This is a genomic window from Phycobacter azelaicus (genome assembly GCF_014884385.1).
GTDB lineage: Bacteria > Pseudomonadota > Alphaproteobacteria > Rhodobacterales > Rhodobacteraceae > Phycobacter > Phycobacter azelaicus.
In genome coordinates this window covers 824,299-840,465 of record NZ_WKFH01000003.1, presented here as the reverse complement: position 1 = coordinate 840,465, position 16,167 = coordinate 824,299, and the positions used below count along the sequence as shown (strand labels likewise).

At 61.8% G+C, this 16,167-nt stretch carries 8 protein-coding genes; 5 read left to right on the top strand and 3 right to left on the bottom strand.

Annotated elements, in window-relative coordinates; genetic code table 11:
- Nucleotides 1-13: 13 nt before the first annotated feature.
- Nucleotides 14-571 carry an acyl-CoA thioesterase gene (locus tag INS80_RS05105; RefSeq protein WP_192964596.1) on the bottom strand — a complete coding sequence of 186 codons (558 nt, stop codon included), beginning with the start codon at nt 569-571 and terminating at the stop codon, nt 14-16.
- Between the two features lie 130 nt (nt 572-701).
- Here INS80_RS05105 and INS80_RS05100 point away from each other — a divergent pair, with 130 nt between their 5' ends.
- The 3 genes from INS80_RS05100 (at nt 702) to yaaA (ending at nt 3,976) form a co-directional block, all read left to right on the top strand.
- Nucleotides 702-989: a YggT family protein gene (locus tag INS80_RS05100; protein ID WP_192964595.1), complete on the top strand. Its 288-nt coding sequence runs from the start codon at nt 702-704 to the stop codon at nt 987-989.
- A 131-nt stretch (nt 990-1,120) separates the two neighbouring features.
- Nucleotides 1,121-3,181 (top strand): DNA helicase RecQ, encoded by a 2,061-nt coding sequence (gene recQ / locus INS80_RS05095; protein WP_192964594.1) that lies wholly within the window; start codon nt 1,121-1,123, stop codon nt 3,179-3,181.
- 30 nt (nt 3,182-3,211) lie between these two features.
- Nucleotides 3,212-3,976: a peroxide stress protein YaaA gene (gene yaaA, locus INS80_RS05090; protein WP_192964593.1), complete on the top strand. Its 765-nt coding sequence runs from the start codon at nt 3,212-3,214 to the stop codon at nt 3,974-3,976.
- 6 nt (nt 3,977-3,982) lie between these two features.
- On the opposite strand, the gene INS80_RS05085 is transcribed toward yaaA, so the two are convergent.
- On the bottom strand, nt 3,983-6,277 hold the full coding sequence (locus INS80_RS05085; protein ID WP_192964592.1) for a response regulator: 2,295 nt from the start codon (nt 6,275-6,277) through the stop codon (nt 3,983-3,985).
- Nucleotides 6,278-6,420: 143 nt separating this feature from the next.
- On the opposite strand from INS80_RS05085, the gene INS80_RS05080 reads away from it, so the two are divergent.
- Nucleotides 6,421-11,862 carry an alpha-2-macroglobulin family protein gene (locus INS80_RS05080; protein WP_192964591.1) on the top strand — a complete coding sequence of 1,814 codons (5,442 nt, stop codon included), beginning with the start codon at nt 6,421-6,423 and terminating at the stop codon, nt 11,860-11,862.
- Nucleotides 11,859-13,943, top strand: coding sequence for a penicillin-binding protein 1C (gene pbpC, locus INS80_RS05075; protein WP_192964590.1), 2,085 nt, complete (start codon nt 11,859-11,861; stop codon nt 13,941-13,943). Before INS80_RS05080 ends, pbpC begins: the two co-directional genes overlap by 4 nt.
- A 174-nt stretch (nt 13,944-14,117) precedes the next feature.
- On the opposite strand, the gene INS80_RS05070 is transcribed toward pbpC, so the two are convergent.
- Nucleotides 14,118-16,160 (bottom strand): hypothetical protein, encoded by a 2,043-nt coding sequence (locus INS80_RS05070; protein ID WP_192964589.1) that lies wholly within the window; start codon nt 16,158-16,160, stop codon nt 14,118-14,120.
- Between the last annotated feature and the right edge of the window lie 7 nt (nt 16,161-16,167).

Sequence of the window (16,167 nt, the reverse complement as noted above, 5' to 3'; positions counted from 1 at the left end):
GGCGCAGACGGTGCTAGGCAAGCCCAACCTTTTCATCGGACATTGGCGGCCAGGGGCGTGTGGCATCCGCCTGACACCAGGCATTGATCCAAGATGGCATGGAGGGGCTTTGCACATTTTCTTTGCCGATCGCTGCGAGGACCTTGGCTGGAGGAACAATGCCGTTTGCGTCTGTAATGGCGGTGCGCAGCATGACGTGGCTGGCGCAGTCTCCGTTCGCCTTCCACATGGACTGTTCGAGGTAGATGAACCTGTCGTCCCAAGCCACGGCGCGGCTGCGCATCTCGAAGCGTTCAAAGCCGCGGATGCGGCGACGAAACCGGACCGAGGTGCCCGCAACCGTCATGCCCCAGCGGTTCTGCCTGAGGGCGCCGATCAGCCCCACGCGCTGCGCCAGCATGGTACGCCCAAGGTCGTAGAGCGTCATGGCGCGCCCGTTGTTAAGCTCAAGCCAGATATCCAGATCCCAGGGCCAGCAGATATGGCGCGAGCGATGTACCGCCGTCAGCGGCAGCGGCTCCATGCGGCTGGCCACGAAAAGATCCTTCAGAAGGCGCCCGATTGGGAACATGGGGGTGACTCCGACTGTTGCGTGCCCGTCTTGCCACCCATTTACGGCCCGTCAACCGCAACCTCGCGGAAGGCTTGCGCATCGGGCCGCGTCTGCTTACCTGTTACGCTGCCTAACATAGGGGAATAGGATGCTCTCGCTGTTTCAAATCCTGCTTTTGATCCTGGACATCGTCTGGTTCTTCATCATCGCCCATGTGATCATGAGCTGGCTGATCAATTTCCAGGTGCTGAACCTGAACCAACAGCTGGTCTCTCAGATCTGGTACGGTCTCAACCGAATCCTTGAGCCTCTCTATGCGCCGATCCGCCGGATCATGCCGAATATGCAGGGCATTGATCTGACGCCGCTTGTTGTGCTGATCGCGGTCTATGCGCTGCGGATCATCATCCAGAATAACATGATGGCCTTCATCTGAGCCGAAGACGCAGGCCGTCCGTTCGGCGCGCCGCGTGCATGGATTTGACCGGGTGGCCCCTTGCCGCCCGATTCGTCCTGTGGGATTGTGTGCCTCGATACGAGCAGATACTCCCTTGAGGCCCCCCTTCGATGACGCAGACGATAGACCTGCCACAGGCAACCCCGCTGCTGCGCGATATCTTTGGATTTGACGCCTTCCGCCCCGGCCAGGAAGGGATCGTCGATGCGGTCACTGGTGGAGAGAACGTCCTGGCGATCATGCCTACGGGGGGCGGGAAATCCCTGTGCTATCAGTTGCCTGCGCTTTTGCGAGAGGGTGTGACTGTGGTGATTTCGCCGCTGATTGCCCTGATGCGTGATCAGGTCCGCGCGCTGCAAGAGGCGGGCGTTGTGGCCGGGGCGCTGACCTCGGGCAATACGGAAGAAGAGACCGAAGCCGTTTGGGAAGCGATCGAGGCGGGACGGCTGAAGCTTTTGTACATGGCGCCGGAACGTCTGGCCTCGGGGGCGGCCATGGGCATGCTGCGGCGCATCGGTGTGTCGCTGATCGCAGTGGATGAAGCCCATTGCGTCAGCCAGTGGGGCCATGATTTCCGCCCCGACTACCTGCGCATCGGGGAGCTGCGCCGCGCGCTGGGCGTGCCACTTGCAGCCTTTACCGCCACTGCGGATCAGGAAACCCAGGAAGAGATTGTTCAAAAGCTCTTTGATGGAGAGGCGCCCCGCGCCTTTCTGCGCGGGTTTGACCGGCCCAACATCCATCTGGCCTTTGGCGCCAAGGACGGGCCGCGCCGCCAGATCCTTGAGTTTGCGGCGGCGCGCAAGGGGCAGTCGGGCATCGTCTATTGCGGCACCCGTGCCAAGACCGAAGCGATTGCCGCCGCCCTGCGTGAGGCGGGTCATGTGGCCTGTCACTACCATGGGGGGATGGAGGCCGAGGATCGGCGTGTCGTGGAGTCTCGGTTCGCGCGCGAGGATGGGCTCATCGTGGTTGCGACGGTGGCCTTTGGCATGGGGATCGACAAGCCCGACATCCGCTGGGTCGCCCATGCGGACCTGCCCAAAAGCATCGAAGCCTATTACCAGGAGATCGGTCGGGCCGGGCGCGATGGCGCACCGGCGGAAACACTGACCCTGTTTGGCCCCGAGGATATCCGCCTGCGCCGCAGCCAGATTGATGAAGGCATGGCGCCGCCTGAACGCCGGGCGGCGGATCATGCACGGCTCAACGCCCTTTTGGGGCTGGCCGAGGCGCTGAAATGCCGCCGTCAAACTCTGCTGGCCTATTTCGGGGAGAAGGCGGCGCCTTGTGGCAACTGCGATCTCTGCGACAACCCGGTGGACGTCTTTGATGGCACCACTGCGGTGCGCAAGGCACTGTCGGCGATCCTGCGCACGCAAGAGACATACGGATCGGGGCACCTGATCGACATTCTGCGGGGCACCGAGACGGATCGGGTGCGGGCCAAGCGTCACGACGAATTGTCGGTTTTCGGTTGCGGCAAGGAATACGGGAAAGGGCAGTGGCAGGCGGTGTTCCGGCAGATGATGGGGCATGATCTGGTGCGACCCGATCCCGAACGCCACGGTGCCCTGCGCATGACCGAGGCGGCTTTGCCAGTGCTGCGCGGCGAGGCGGAGATTGCCTTGCGCAAGGATACGATCAAATCTGCCGACCGCCGCCCGGCCGTAAAAGCTCTGGTTTCGGACGAGGATGCGCCGCTGCTGTCGGCGCTGAAGGCAAAGCGCCGCGCGCTGGCCGAGGCGCAAAAAGTGCCCGCCTATGTGATCTTCCCGGATCGCACCCTCATCGAGATGGCCGAGCAGCGCCCCGAAAGCCTGGACCAGATGGCGCGGATCAGCGGGGTTGGTGCCAAGAAGCTGGAGCGCTATGGCGATGACTTCCTCACCGTGATCACCGGCGCCGTGGAGCAGTTGCACCCGCAGCGCAGGAAACTGGCGGCGCGGGACGGGGCTGGATCGCTCTATGATGCCCTCCTTGAGGCACAGGGCCAGTTGGCCCGTGGGGAGTGTGGCACTTTGAAGCCGCTCAGCTGCTCGGCATCACAATTGGCGAAGGTCGCCCAGATGCGTCCTGAGGATGAAACGGGGCTTGAGCGGCTTTTGGGGGAGCGCCGCGCGGAACGTTTTGCTGCGGCGTTTCTGGACGTCCTGCGCGGCGCGAGCTAAGTCTGACCCAGAACAAAACGAGGATGACAGATGCTGGTAGTGGTTTCCCCTGCGAAAAAACTGGACTGGGCCGAGCGCGATATGGAGATGACGACACCGGCTTTCCAACAGGATGCCGTGCGCCTCAACAGTACTGCGCGGGAATTGTCAGTAGCCGAACTGATGAAGCTGATGCACATCAGCGAGGATCTGGCCAAGCTGAACTACGACCGGTTCCGCAGTTTTGAGGAAGCACCCGAAGCAGACGCCTTGCGCCCTGCGGCCCTCGCCTTTGCTGGGGATACCTATCAGGGGCTTGAAGCAGCCTCGCTGGATGTTGAGGAAATGGCTTGGGCGCAGGATCATTTTCGTATCCTGTCTGGCCTTTACGGCGTGCTGCGCCCTATGGACGGAATGCAGCCCTATCGGCTGGAGATGGGCTCGCGGCTGAAGAACGAACGCGGCAAGAACCTTTATGAATACTGGGGTAGCCAGATCGCCGAGGCGCTGAACGCTCAGGCCGAAGTCACCGGCAGCGATATCCTTGTGAATTGCGCCAGCCAGGAATATTTTGGCGCCGTGGATCTGAAGGCCCTGAAACCAAAGGTCATCACGCCCGTCTTTATGGAAATGAAGAACGGCACGCCCAAGGTTGTCAGCTTCTATGCAAAACGCGCCCGTGGCGCGATGGCACGCTACATCATCCAGCACCGACTCGATGATGTGGCCGGGTTGCAAGAGTTTGATACAGGGGGGTATGCCTATCAGCCGGAGCTGTCTGAGCCGGACAAGCCGGTCTTTCTGCGGGGTGCCTGAGGAGGGTCAGGCGGCCGGAGACATGTCGATCGGTTGAGCGCCGTCCGGCACGTATTCCTCGATCCGTTCAAGGATAAGGGCCTTGCGCAGCGGTTTTGTGAGGTAGTGATCAAGACCGGCCGCTAGAATGCCGTCTGAATCGCCCGTCATGGCATGGGCGGTCAGTGCAATGATAGGCACGTGACGCCCGGTGCCTTCTTCAATCCGGCGAATCTCCGATGTGGCCTGTTTCCCATCCATGACTGGCATAGAGATATCCATGAAGATCAGATCAGGTTTGAAGCTTTCGTAGGCAGCTACGGCTTCGACACCGTTGTTGGCAAACTCCAGCTCTATGTTGATGTTCTTGACCATCTTGCGGAAGACCAGCTGGTTGGTCTTGTTGTCTTCAGCGGCCAGAACCCGCATCAAACGAGGCGCACCAGGTACGGGTTCCTCAGGAACTGCGGGGGCAGGCTCCGGCTGAGGTGAAGCCGCTTTGGCATTGTCTGCCGCATAGGCTTCTTCAAGCGTCATTTCATGCGGGTCCTCGACCGCCTGAGCTTGGGGGTCCGGTGTCTTGGAACCGGGCAGCCGCGTACCGATTTCTGCCAGTTTCTCAAAGAGTTCGTCTCTAGGGGTCGGCTTCTGGAGGATCTCGAACTTAAGCTCTTCTACATCGGCGTCCTGGACTGTGTGAGGGTTCGAGCTGAGCAGAAGGAAAGGCACGTCCGGCCAATCACCTTCATGGAGGCGTCGCGCCAGCTGCACCCCGCCACCGCCGGGCAGGCCATGTTCGCAGATGATAAGGTCAATGTCCGGCGTCATTGCATCCATCGCGCCAGCAATGGTTTGTGCAGTGGTTACGTCGACGCCGCGCAGCATCAAGTGACGCTGCATGATCTCGCAGTTGAGCGGGATATCGTCCACTAGCAAAACTTTTTTGAGGCCTCTGGGCACTTCCGGTATGTCGACCATTGCACCCTGCGGGGTGGGCATGGGCAGCCGGAAGCCGAAACAGGACCCCTGTCCCTCTTCGCTTTCAACCCAGATTTCACCTCCCATCATATCAATTAGACGCTTTGAAATCGCCAGTCCCAGTCCGGTCCCTTCGAATTTGCGATTGCGTTCGTCTTCGACCTGGTTGAACTCGCCAAAAATGTGCTCGAGCTTTTCTGGCGGGATGCCGATGCCGGTATCCTCGATGGTCACGTGGACCGAACAGCGGTTGCCGTCGGGCTCAGCTACCCCGGTAATCCTGACCGTGACATGACCTTCCTTGGTGAATTTCACAGCATTGCCGACAAGGTTGGTCAGCACCTGCCTGATCCGTCCCGGGTCCGCAACAAATCGGGTCGGCAGGAAGATGTCGTAATCCACGAGCAGCGCAATGCCTTTGTCCCGCGCCGTGGGTTGAAGGAGCATGACCACTTCGTGGATGCTGCGCTCAAGATCAAACGGTTCTGGATGCAGTGCCAGCTTGTCTGCTTCAATCTTGGAGTAATCCAGAACGTCATTGATGATTACGAGGAGGGCCTCGCCTGAGTTCTTGATCGTATTGGCGTAGAGGCGCTGTTCCTCAGAGAGCTCGGTATCGCTCAGAAGTTCCGCCATGCCGATCACACCGTTCATGGGGGTGCGGATTTCATGAGACATATTGGCCAGGAAGGCGGATTTGGCTCGGTTGGCGCTTTCGGCACGTTCGCGGGCGGCGCGCAGCTCTTCCTCGTAGCGTACCGATGAGGTGATATCGAGCGCGAGGCTCACGACATCCCCGCCCTGACCCCGTTGGTCGATCAGTCTCAGGAAGCGGTCGTCCCACATTTGGATCACGATGGGCTCAGGTTTCAGGGACATCCAGCGATCCGTCATCATTCCGCGCCAGTCGGACGGGTGCATGTCGCCGGTATTGACCAAGCCTTCGTCCGTCAGGATTTGCAGGATTCGAACGTAGGATACACCGGGGTTGATCTCTTCGAGCCCGTCAAAAATGTTGAGGTAGGCTGTGTTCGCGCCAATCAACCGGCTGTCACTGTCGAAAAAGGCAAAACCGTCCTGAAAGGCCTGGATCGAATGCCACAAACGCCGTTCCGCACGTTCGATCTTTTCGTTGGCCATGCTGAGGTCTGATTTGACCTTCGCGTTCTCGTCGCGTGTTTTGGCCACCTCGGCCTGGGTTTCCCCGATCTGTCGGGTCAGGGCCAGAGCATGGCGGCCGAGTTTGCGGTTCGCAGCGGTCAGCTCGGCCTGCTTCAATTCAAGCAGCCGCTCTGCCGCCAGGCGCGCCCGGCGTTCCTCAGCGAGTTTTTCGGCAAGGTTCATCCCTGCGTGCTCCAACCTCAATCTACAGACACACTGCGCCTGGCCTTCTCAAATACGACACATATGCCCTCTGAAGGTGTTACGACGGGAAACCTTGCTATGGCGTTAAACGCATGTCAGCCTGACATCATTTGGAGGGTGCCATGCTGGGTCGATTTCTTACTTTCTTTGTATCTCTATCGTGGATCTGTATGGCTCATGCGCAGGCTGCACCGGATCGGGTCCTGCCGCAGGTTCGCTACCAGTCGTTTGCGGACACCGACTACTATGGCTCTGATCTGCAAGCCCTTTTCGATACAGATCTCAGGTCTTGTGTCAGGGCCTGCAGTGCCAACCGCGATTGCGCCGGATTTTCCTTTAACAGCAAGGCAAATGCGTGTTTTCCGAAATCAGGGATGAAAGAGGCGACGCCCTACCAAGGCGCGATCTCTGCCGTCAAAATCCCGCTTCCAGCGGCCCTGGAAGTCGCGGCCCGCAAGCGTATGGAAGCAGCGCATTTCCTACGGGCGCAGGACTTTGAAGCAGCCCTTCGGCAGGCCACTGAAATTGGCCTGCGTTATCCGTCCTATGGTGCCAGCCTGGATGAGATGATCCGTTCTGGCCGGATGCAAGCGCGCAGTGGCAACGCACAGAACGCCATTGGCTGGCTCAGTTCAGCAGTTGCGATCACCGACGATCCGATGCTGTGGGGCGAGATTTCCACGCTTTGGCTACGATTCGCAGAGCGTGGTAATCAGGACAACAGATCCCGGCGCGAGGCGGCGTTGTCCGCTGCGCTGAACGCGTATCTGCGGGCCGACGTCTTGCCGCTTCAGGCAGATGCGCTGCAGCGCGCCGCCCGCGCCCTAGAGCGCCTGGGCCGTGGTCGTGACATGCTGCCAACCCTGCGTCTTGCCCAGGATCTTGCGCCGCGCCCTGAAACGGCTGCACTGTTGGACGAGGCGATTGGAAAATACGGTTTTCGCGTCACCGACAGCTCCGTGGAAAGTGATAGCGCCAGCCCCCGTATCTGCATGGAGTTCTCCGAGGAGCTGCAGCGCAGCGGTGTAGACTATGGCGATTACGTGAAAGGTATGGATGCAGGGCTCGCGGTTGTAGCGACCGGCCGCCAGCTGTGCCTTGATGGAGTGGAGCACGGCAAGCGGTATCGCATTGCTTTGCGACGCGGGCTGCCTGCCGCCAGCGGTGAAGCGCTGATCCGTGAGGTGGAAGTGACCCATTACGTGCGCGACCGTGCGCCAGCGGTGCGTTTTCCGGGCCGCGCCTATGTGCTTGCGAAATCTGATCAGGTCGCCTTGCCTGTTGAAACGGTCAATCTGCGCGACATTGACCTGCAACTACGGCGGGTCAGCGACCGCAACCTGCTGCGCACCCTGCAGGAAGGATATTTTGGCCGCCCTCTCTCCCACTGGCAGGATGAGTACTTTTCTTCTGACATTGCAGAGGAAGTCTGGGCCGGTACAGCGCGTGTTCAGAATGAACTCAACCGCGATGTGACTACAGGTTTGCCTCTGGCCGAGGTTTTGGCTGACCGACCGGTAGGGGTTTATGCATTGTCAGCCCGTATCCCGGGCGCTGACCCCTACGATGACCCCGGCGCGACTCAATGGTTCGTGCTGACCGATCTTGGTCTCAGTACCATGTCCGGCGCAGATGGGCTGCATGTCCAGGTGCAGGGTCTGACGGATGCCAAGCCCCGTGCAGGGGTCGAGGTGACGCTGATTTCCAACGCAAATGCCGTTCTGGCCACAACGGAGACAGACGCAACAGGCTACGCCCGCTTTGCCCCAGGACTGTCGCGTGGTCGCGGAGCTGCGGCGCCTGCCATGGTCATGGCGAAACAGGGAGATGTGGACTTTTCCTTTTTATCTCTGAAGGATGCAGCCTTTGATCTTTCGGATCGGGGTGTTGAAGGGCGGCCAGCGCCGGGGCCGGTGGATGTATTTCTGACCACGGATCGCGGCGCCTACCGGGCCGGGGAGGTGGTCCATGTGACCGCCCTGACACGTGACAGCCGTGCCCAGGCGATTGAAGGCCTTCCCCTTATTGCGATCCTGCACCGCCCGGATGGTGTGGAGTACAGCCGTCATGTCTTGACAGCGGGGGAGGCTGGAGGATATGCGCTATCCCTACCGATCGGTCAGTCAGCGCCACGTGGCACCTGGAGACTGGATCTCAAGAGCGATCCAAAAGGCCCTGCGCTGGCCACACGGCAGATCCTGGTGGAGGATTTCCTGCCCGAGCGTATCGATTTTGACCAAAGCGTTTCCAATGCCGATGCGTTGATACCCGGAGAGGCGGCGCAGCTAGAGATTTCCGCCCGCTATCTCTTCGGTGCGCCGGGCAGCGGTTTGACAATCGACGGCGATCTGCGCCTCAGCGCAAGCGACACGGTCGAGGGCTGGCCCGGATACCGCTTTGGCCGTTACGATGCGCAGGCCAATCCGCAGCGCTCGTACTTTGGCGGGGAAAAGACCGACGCGGCAGGAGCGGCCTCGCTTGTGGTGTCTCTGCCCTCTGCCGTCGCGGAGGGAAAGCCGATGCAGGCGATGGTCGTTACACGGCTGATGGATGGCGCCGCTCGCCCGGTTGAGCGTGAGCTGACGATTCCTGTCCGCCCCGCGACGCCGGTGATCGGTATCCGCCCCTTGTTTGAAGGTGTGGTCGGCGAGGGTAGCGAGGCCGGATTCGAGGTGATCTCCCTCGGCCCTGACCTTTTGCCAAAGCCGATGCATGTGAAATGGACCCTGAATCGGGTCGAGACGCGTTACCAGTGGTATCAGCTTTATGGCAACTGGAACTGGGAGCCAACCACCCGCCGCACTCGGGTTGCGACCGGAGAAGCGACACTCGGCACCGCGCCGCTGCAGCTGTCCGAACCCGTTCAGTGGGGGCGCTACGAGCTGGTGATTGAACGGCTGGATGGCACCCCTGTCTCTGCGGCTCTGGATTTCTATGCAGGATGGTATGCGCCCGCCGATAGCGCCGCCACGCCAGACCGTCTGGAGCTGTCGCTGGATGCGGGTAGCTATCAGCCCGGTGACACCGCGCGACTGCGTATCGTGCCGCGAGCGGCGGGAACCGCGCTGATCTCGGTAGTCTCCAATCGCCTGATCGAACGCATGGCGGTCGAGGTTCCCGCCGGTGAAACAACGATCCCTTTGAGCGTGACCGAGGAGTGGGGCAGCGGCGCCTATGTGACTGCGACCGTGCTGCAGCCTGTTACGGGCAAGGCCAGCCGTACACCCGCGCGCGCACTGGGGCTTGCGCATGCCAAGGTCACCCAGCCAGGCCAAGAGTTGAAGGTCGCAATCGATGTGCCCGCGGTGGCGCGCCCGCGTGGCACCCAGATAGCGCGGGTCAGCGTCGATGGCGCGGCCGCAGGTGAAGAAGTTTGGCTCACCGTAGCTGCCGTGGATCTGGGCATCCTCAATCTCACCGGCTTCCAAAGCCCCGATCCCTCAGGGCATTACCACGGACAGCGGCGGTTGGGGATGGAGCTGCGCGATCTTTATGGTCGTCTGATCGATCCCGGAAATGGCGCCATGGGGCAGGTGCGTTCGGGCGGGGATGCCGACAATGGAATGCGCATGCAGTCGCCGCCGCCGACGCAGGATCTGGTGGCGGTCTTCTCTGGCCCCTTGCAGGTCGGGGAGGACGGAACCGCCATGTTCCCCGTCGACCTGCCCGCCTTCAATGGCACGGTTCGCTTCATGGCAGTGGCTTGGTCGAAACGCGCCGTGGGGGAGGCCGAGGCAGATATGCTGGTGCGGGATCCTGTGGTCGTGACTGCTGCGGTTCCGCGCTTTCTTGCGCCTGGGGATCAGAGCCGCGCCCGGATCGAGATCGTTCATGCCGATGGTCCTGCCGGGGAAATGGCGCTTGCGGCGCGCTCTGTCGGTACGGGGATCAGCCTTGGCAGCCTGCCGACCTCGGTCATTTTGGCTGAGCAGGGCAAAGCGGTGCTGGAGCTTCCGGTGACGGCCCTTGGCGCGGGTGACCCCGAGATTGAACTCACACTGACGACGCCTGCAGGGCTGCCTTTGACCCAGCGGCTGCGCCTGCCGGTCCGAGCGAATGATCCTGCTGTCGCACAAACGCGGCGCTTCCGTCTTGCAGCGGGCGACAGCTTCCAGTTCAGCGAAGATGTCTTTGCTGGCCTCAGACCGGGCACCGCGCGGGCGGTGCTTTCTTCCGGACCTTTGGCAAGGTTGGATGTGCCCGGCCTTCTGGCACAGTTGGATCGTTACCCCTATGGCTGCACTGAGCAGGTGACCTCGACGGCGATGCCGCTTTTGTACCTGTCTTCGGTCGCTGAAGCCGCAGGGCTGGGAAATGGCCCGGCTGTGAATGCGCGCATTGATGCCGCCATTCGCAAGGTCTTGACACGGCAGGCAAGCAATGGGGCCTTTGGTCTTTGGCGGGCAGAAAGTGGGGATTTCTGGCTCGATGCCTATGCCAGCGATTTCCTGTCTCGCGCCCGCGCGCAAGGACACGACGTCCCGGACCAGGCCTTTGCTCAGGCCATGGACAACCTGCGAAACCGTATCAACTACGCCCCCGATTTCGATGAGGGCGGAGAAGACATCGCCTATGCGTTGCTGGTTCTGGCGCGCGAAGGGGCCGCCGCAATGGGCGATCTGCGCTATTATGCGGATGTGAAATCAGGCGATTTTGCCACCCCGCTGGCAGCTGCGCAGCTGGGGGCCGCCCTTGCAGCCTATGGCGATCAGCGGCGTGCAGATCGGATGTTTGCCCGTGCAGCGCAAATGCTTGGCCGTAGCGGGACCGAGGCTCCGGTCTGGCGGGCCGACTATGGGACCAACCGCCGGGATGCGGCGGCAGTTCTCGCCTTGGCCAGCGAAGCGGGTAGCGCCGCCGTGAGCCGCGACTACTTGCTGGCGCGGATGACCGAGGACGGTTCGACCATGTCCACGCAAGAGGCCGCCTGGACCCTGTTGGCAGCTCAGGCTCTGGTCTCAACCCCAGAGCACAGCGGTCTTTTGGTCAACGGACAAACTGTCAGCGGTCCGTTTGTTGAAGTGTTGGAGGGCGGCAGCGGTGCAGATCCCAAGTCCATCGCGGCAGCCTCTGGCCGTGATGTGGAGATCACTTTGACCACCATGGGTGTGCCCGAGGTTGCGCCGGACGCGGCGGGCTATGGCTACACGCTGACCCGCTCTTACTACACGATGGATGGCGCACCGATCGAGACGCTTAGCTTTGAGACCGGAGCGCGTTTTGTCACGGTGCTGACTGTAACTCCGCATGAGGGTACCGGAGCCCGATTGATGGTGAATGACCCGCTGTCGGCTGGGGTGGAGATCGACAACCCGAACCTGCTGCGCTCAGGCGATCTGCGGGATCTTGACTGGCTGAACCTCAGTGAGGCCACTCATGCCGAGTTCCGCTCGGACCGTTTCCTTGCGGCGGTTGATATAGGGGGCAGTAGCACTGTGACGCTGGCCTATGTCGCCCGCGCGGTGACACCGGGCAGCTTCCATCACCCTGCCGCCTCGGTCGAGGATATGTACCGACCTGCCTATCGCGCCCATACCGCAGCAGGCCGGGTCGAGGTTCGATGAAACGAGTGGGGCGGGGGGTGTCCGTGCCTTTCGTCTGGTCAGTCAGTTTCCGATGGCTTGGGCTGGCCTGTGCATTGGCTCTCGGCCTTGGGCTTGGCTGGCGTCAGTTCGACGTCTGGGTTGAGCGCACCGAGCTGCTCCCGACACTGACTGAAACCTCGACCGAAGTTCTTGATCGCAATGGGCAGATCTTGCGCGTTTATCCGGTGGAGGATGGCATCTGGCGCATGGGGCTCAGTCTCGATCAGGTGGACCCGCGCTTCCTCGAGATGCTGATCGCCTATGAAGATCGCCGCTTTTGGTCCCACTCTGGGGTAGATGTGCTGGCGCTGGCACGGGCAGCGGGGCAGGCGCTGCGTCATGGACGGGTGGTGTCCGGCGGCTCCACGCTGACCATGCAACTTGCGCGCCTTTTGGAGGATGGTCCCACGGGGCGCTGGTCCGGAAAGCTGCGTCAGATCCGGCTGGCGCTGGCCTTGGAACGGCGTCTCAGCAAAACCGAGATCCTGGCGCTCTACCTCACTCATGCGCCATATGGGGGCAATGTCGAAGGAGTGCGCGCGGCGGCCTATGTCTGGTTCGGAAAGGAGCCGCGCCGCCTGACACCGGCGGAGGCCGCTCTGCTGGTCGCGTTGCCACAGGCACCTGAAGGTCGCAGGCCCGACCGCGCGCCAGAGGCGGCCAAGGCGGCACGTGCTCAGGTCCTGAAGCGGATGGTTGCAAGTGGCGTCCTGAGTCTTGAGGACGGCTCAAGCGCCAGCAGGGCATCCTTACCAAAGGTCATGGCCGGAATGCCCAGGCTAGCGCCGCATCTGGCCGATCGCCTGCGCCTTGAAATGCCCGGTGTGCGGCGTTTGTCATTGACCGTTGATGCAGAGCTTCAGACCCGGATGGAGCGGTTGATGCAAGCAGCCGCGCAACGCGCTGGGGATCGGCTTTCGGCCGCGATGATCGTGGCCGACCACCAAAGCGGCGAGATTCTCGCCTCTGTCGGCTCACCCGGTTATGCCAATCAGGGACGGCAAGGGTTTGTGGATATGACCCAGGCGCTGCGGTCTCCCGGCTCAACCCTTAAACCTCTGGTCTATGGGCTGGCTTTTGATCAGGGGCTGGTGCATCCGGAGACACTGATCCACGACGGCCCGGTCGATTTCGAAGGCTATGCGCCGCAGAATTTCGATGGTGTATTCCGCGGAGATCTACGGGTGCGCGAGGCACTGCAGTTGTCGCTGAACATACCGGTGGTGAAGTTAACCCGAGAATTGGGCCCGCCGCAGGTCATGGCCGGGTTGCGTCGGGGAGGAGCCTCTCCTCACCTGCCGGGTGGCGCGCCCGGTCTTGCCATTTCACTGGGGGGAGTGGGCCTTTCCCTTCAGGATCTGGTGCAACTTTATGCGGGTTTGGCTGCAGGCGGACAGGGCGCTGAGCTACGCGTTCTGGGCAGCACGGCTAAAGTCGAACGCCCCCGGATGATTTCGGATGTGGCAGCCTGGCATCTGGGTGACATCCTGCGCGATCTTACTCCGCCACCGGGTGGGCGGGCGGGTAGTCTCGCCTATAAGACTGGTACATCATACGGACACAGGGATGCCTGGGCGGTCGGCTGGGACGGGCGCCATGTGATCGGTATCTGGATGGGGCGGGCGGATGGCACTCCGGTACCGGGCGCCTTTGGGGGCGATTTGGCTGCTCCTGTTCTGTTCGAAGCCTTCGGCCTGTTGAAACCCGATTTTGAGGCCCTGCCGCCGCCGCCCGCAGCCACCCTGATCCTGTCTGCTGCCGAGCTGCCACCCCCGCTGCGCCGTTTCCGGGCGCGGGATGCCGTGTTTGAACCAGCAGGAGATGCGCCTCAACTTCTGTTCCCACCTGATGGAGCACGGCTCGCGCTGGAGGGCCAAAGCTTGCCACTCAAGCTGCGCGGCGGGCAGGCGCCCTTTGTCGTGCTGGCCGATGGAAGGCCGGTTCTGAAGGGTGTTCAGTCCCGTGAGCTTGAAATCCCGAGCCCTGGTCTGGGGTTTTCCGATCTGGTGGTGGTCGATGCGGCCGGGCGCTCGGCACGTGTGGCGATCCAGATAGAGTGATCGATCAATCCGGTGCTCATGCGGTGTCATGCCGGGTAGCCATTAAAGACCACGCCGCGCTTGCGCGGCGCCCAGCCCAACTGGAGAGGGTCTCCGGTAGGAGGCCCGATACGGGCGGGAGGGACCCCGTTCACTTGTGTCATAACCGCCAAGGAAACTTAATCAAACGATCGGTCAGCTGCGCCCTTCCCGCAACCAACCGGCGGTCATCAGCGCGGCAATCACCAGCAGCATGAGCCAGGCCGGCAGCAGGGGGTGCTGAGAAACTGAAAGGGTCTCATAGGCTTCGCGTGGGGTCAGGCCGATCCAGCCACGCCCCGACGCGGGGCGTCCTTCTCGTACATCACGCAGTCGGGGAAGCCCCTCTTCAAGCCGCAGGATCCCGCCGCGCGCCGATGCAATCACCGGGCTCAGAATATCTCCGGTGGCGATTGTCTGTGCGAATTCCTTTGGCGCTGCTGGGCCGAGACCGATCACAGCTTCTGCGTCCCCTTCTTTTAGCCGATAAAGGCCGATTTCACTGCCCGTATGGCGACCTTGCCAAATTCCTGGTGCCTCTTCCGACAGCTCGAGGGAGGTTTCGCTGCCGTCGGGGGCCGTGATGGTCACCGCGCCGATACTGTCTTCGAGGCTGCGCCGGGTAATCTGCATGGTTTGCCCCGTCGCCTCGGCGGTCAAAACCTCTTCTTCCAGTTCCGGCTCTTTCATCATCCAATGGGCCAGTCGGCGCAGTAGCTCAAGTTGTGGGCCGCCGCCCTCATAGCCGCGACTCCAGAGCCAGGCATGATCCGAGGCCAGAAGAGCAACCCGGCCTTCACCCTCGCGATTGAGGATCAGGAGCGGGCGCCCGTCGACCCCTTCCATCAGGATATCGCCCTCGGGCGCCTCCAAATCGATCTGCCGCAGCCATCGGCCCCATGTCCCGTCTGCCTGCAGATCGGCAGTCACCGGATGGCGGTCACCAATGTCTGTCACCTCGGGCAGGTAGGGCTGCTCAAAGACGCGCGCCGTGGGGTTGGCGGGCAGAACGGCTGACAGGGGGCTGCGATAGATACTCGCGGCACTGGCAAAATCCGGACCTGCTGCAATCAGCACCGCGCCGCCCTTGGCGACATAGTCGGCAACATTGTCGAGATAGATCGCAGGAAGAATACCGCGCCGTTTGTAGCGGTCAAAGATGATGAGATCGAAATCATCTATCTTTTCGAGGAACAGCTCCCGCGTCGGAAAGGCAATGAGACTCAACTCGTCGACTGGCACCCCGTCCTGCTTTTCTGGCGGGCGAAGGATCGTGAAATGCACCAAATCTACCGAGCTGTCCGATTTCAGAAGGTTGCGCCAGGTACGTCCGCCGGGATGTGGCTCTCCCGAAACCAGCAGCACCCGCAAGCGGTCACGCACGCCGTTGATCTGGATGAGTGCAGTGTTGTTGCGCGCGGTCAGCTCTCCGTCCGCTTCGGGTGTTGAGAATTCGATCACGTTTCTACCGCCATGGGGCAGCGCCAGTGGCAGGTCGAAATCCACCCCAACCGGCAGGTTGAAACGCTTGGGCTCGCCCCCGTCGATGGCAATATCCAAGGGGGCCGAAGCGCTCCCGTCTGGTCGCGCGCCCTGATCTTCGATGCGGAGCGTGAGGGTAATCGGTTCGCCAATAATGCCAAAGGCGGGGGCATTACGGACCACAAGTCGGCGGTCCCAGTCGCTGTCTTTGCCGGTCATCAGCAGGTGAAGCGGGGCAGGCAGGTCGGGTACGCGATCCGCATCGTGCACTTGCCCGTCCGAGAGCGCGATTATGCCGGCAATCCGTCCACGGGGCGCATCGGCCAGCGCGTCAGATACTGCTTGCATCAGGGCGGTGCCGCTGTCGTCCGCTGCGTCCGGAACGTTGATCCATCGCGTTTCCGTATTGGGTCGGGCCTCAAGCGCGCGCGCGAGCCCTGTTTTGGCGTCTGCCATCTGCTCCAAGCGCCCCGGCAGGCTCTGGCTGGAGGTTTCATCCGTGACCACGATCACGATATCGCTGAGCGGTTCAGTGTTTTCATTCTGCACAACCGGCCCGGCGAGCAAGGCCAGCAACGCCAGGGATGCACCCGCGCGCAAGAGCCAGCCGCGCATCCGGGTCCAGATCGCAAGGAAAAGGGCGACAGCGGTTATCGCTGTCAGCGCCCAGATCGCGGGCCAGGGCAACAGAGGATCAAATAGGATTGTCTTGGTCATGGCCTGC

What these genes read in the sequence shown, in the direction of transcription:
- INS80_RS05105 (WP_192964596.1), bottom strand. Translation starts at nt 571, where the DNA reads ATGTTCCCAATCGGGCGCCTTCTGAAGGATCTTTTCGTGGCCAGCCGC.
- INS80_RS05100 (WP_192964595.1), top strand. Translation starts at nt 702, where the DNA reads ATGCTCTCGCTGTTTCAAATCCTGCTTTTGATCCTGGACATCGTCTGG.
- recQ (WP_192964594.1), top strand. Translation starts at nt 1,121, where the DNA reads ATGACGCAGACGATAGACCTGCCACAGGCAACCCCGCTGCTGCGCGAT.
- pbpC (WP_192964590.1), top strand. Translation starts at nt 11,859, where the DNA reads ATGAAACGAGTGGGGCGGGGGGTGTCCGTGCCTTTCGTCTGGTCAGTC.
- yaaA (WP_192964593.1), top strand. Translation starts at nt 3,212, where the DNA reads ATGCTGGTAGTGGTTTCCCCTGCGAAAAAACTGGACTGGGCCGAGCGC.
- INS80_RS05085 (WP_192964592.1), bottom strand. Translation starts at nt 6,277, where the DNA reads ATGAACCTTGCCGAAAAACTCGCTGAGGAACGCCGGGCGCGCCTGGCG.
- INS80_RS05080 (WP_192964591.1), top strand. Translation starts at nt 6,421, where the DNA reads ATGCTGGGTCGATTTCTTACTTTCTTTGTATCTCTATCGTGGATCTGT.
- INS80_RS05070 (WP_192964589.1), bottom strand. Translation starts at nt 16,160, where the DNA reads ATGACCAAGACAATCCTATTTGATCCTCTGTTGCCCTGGCCCGCGATC.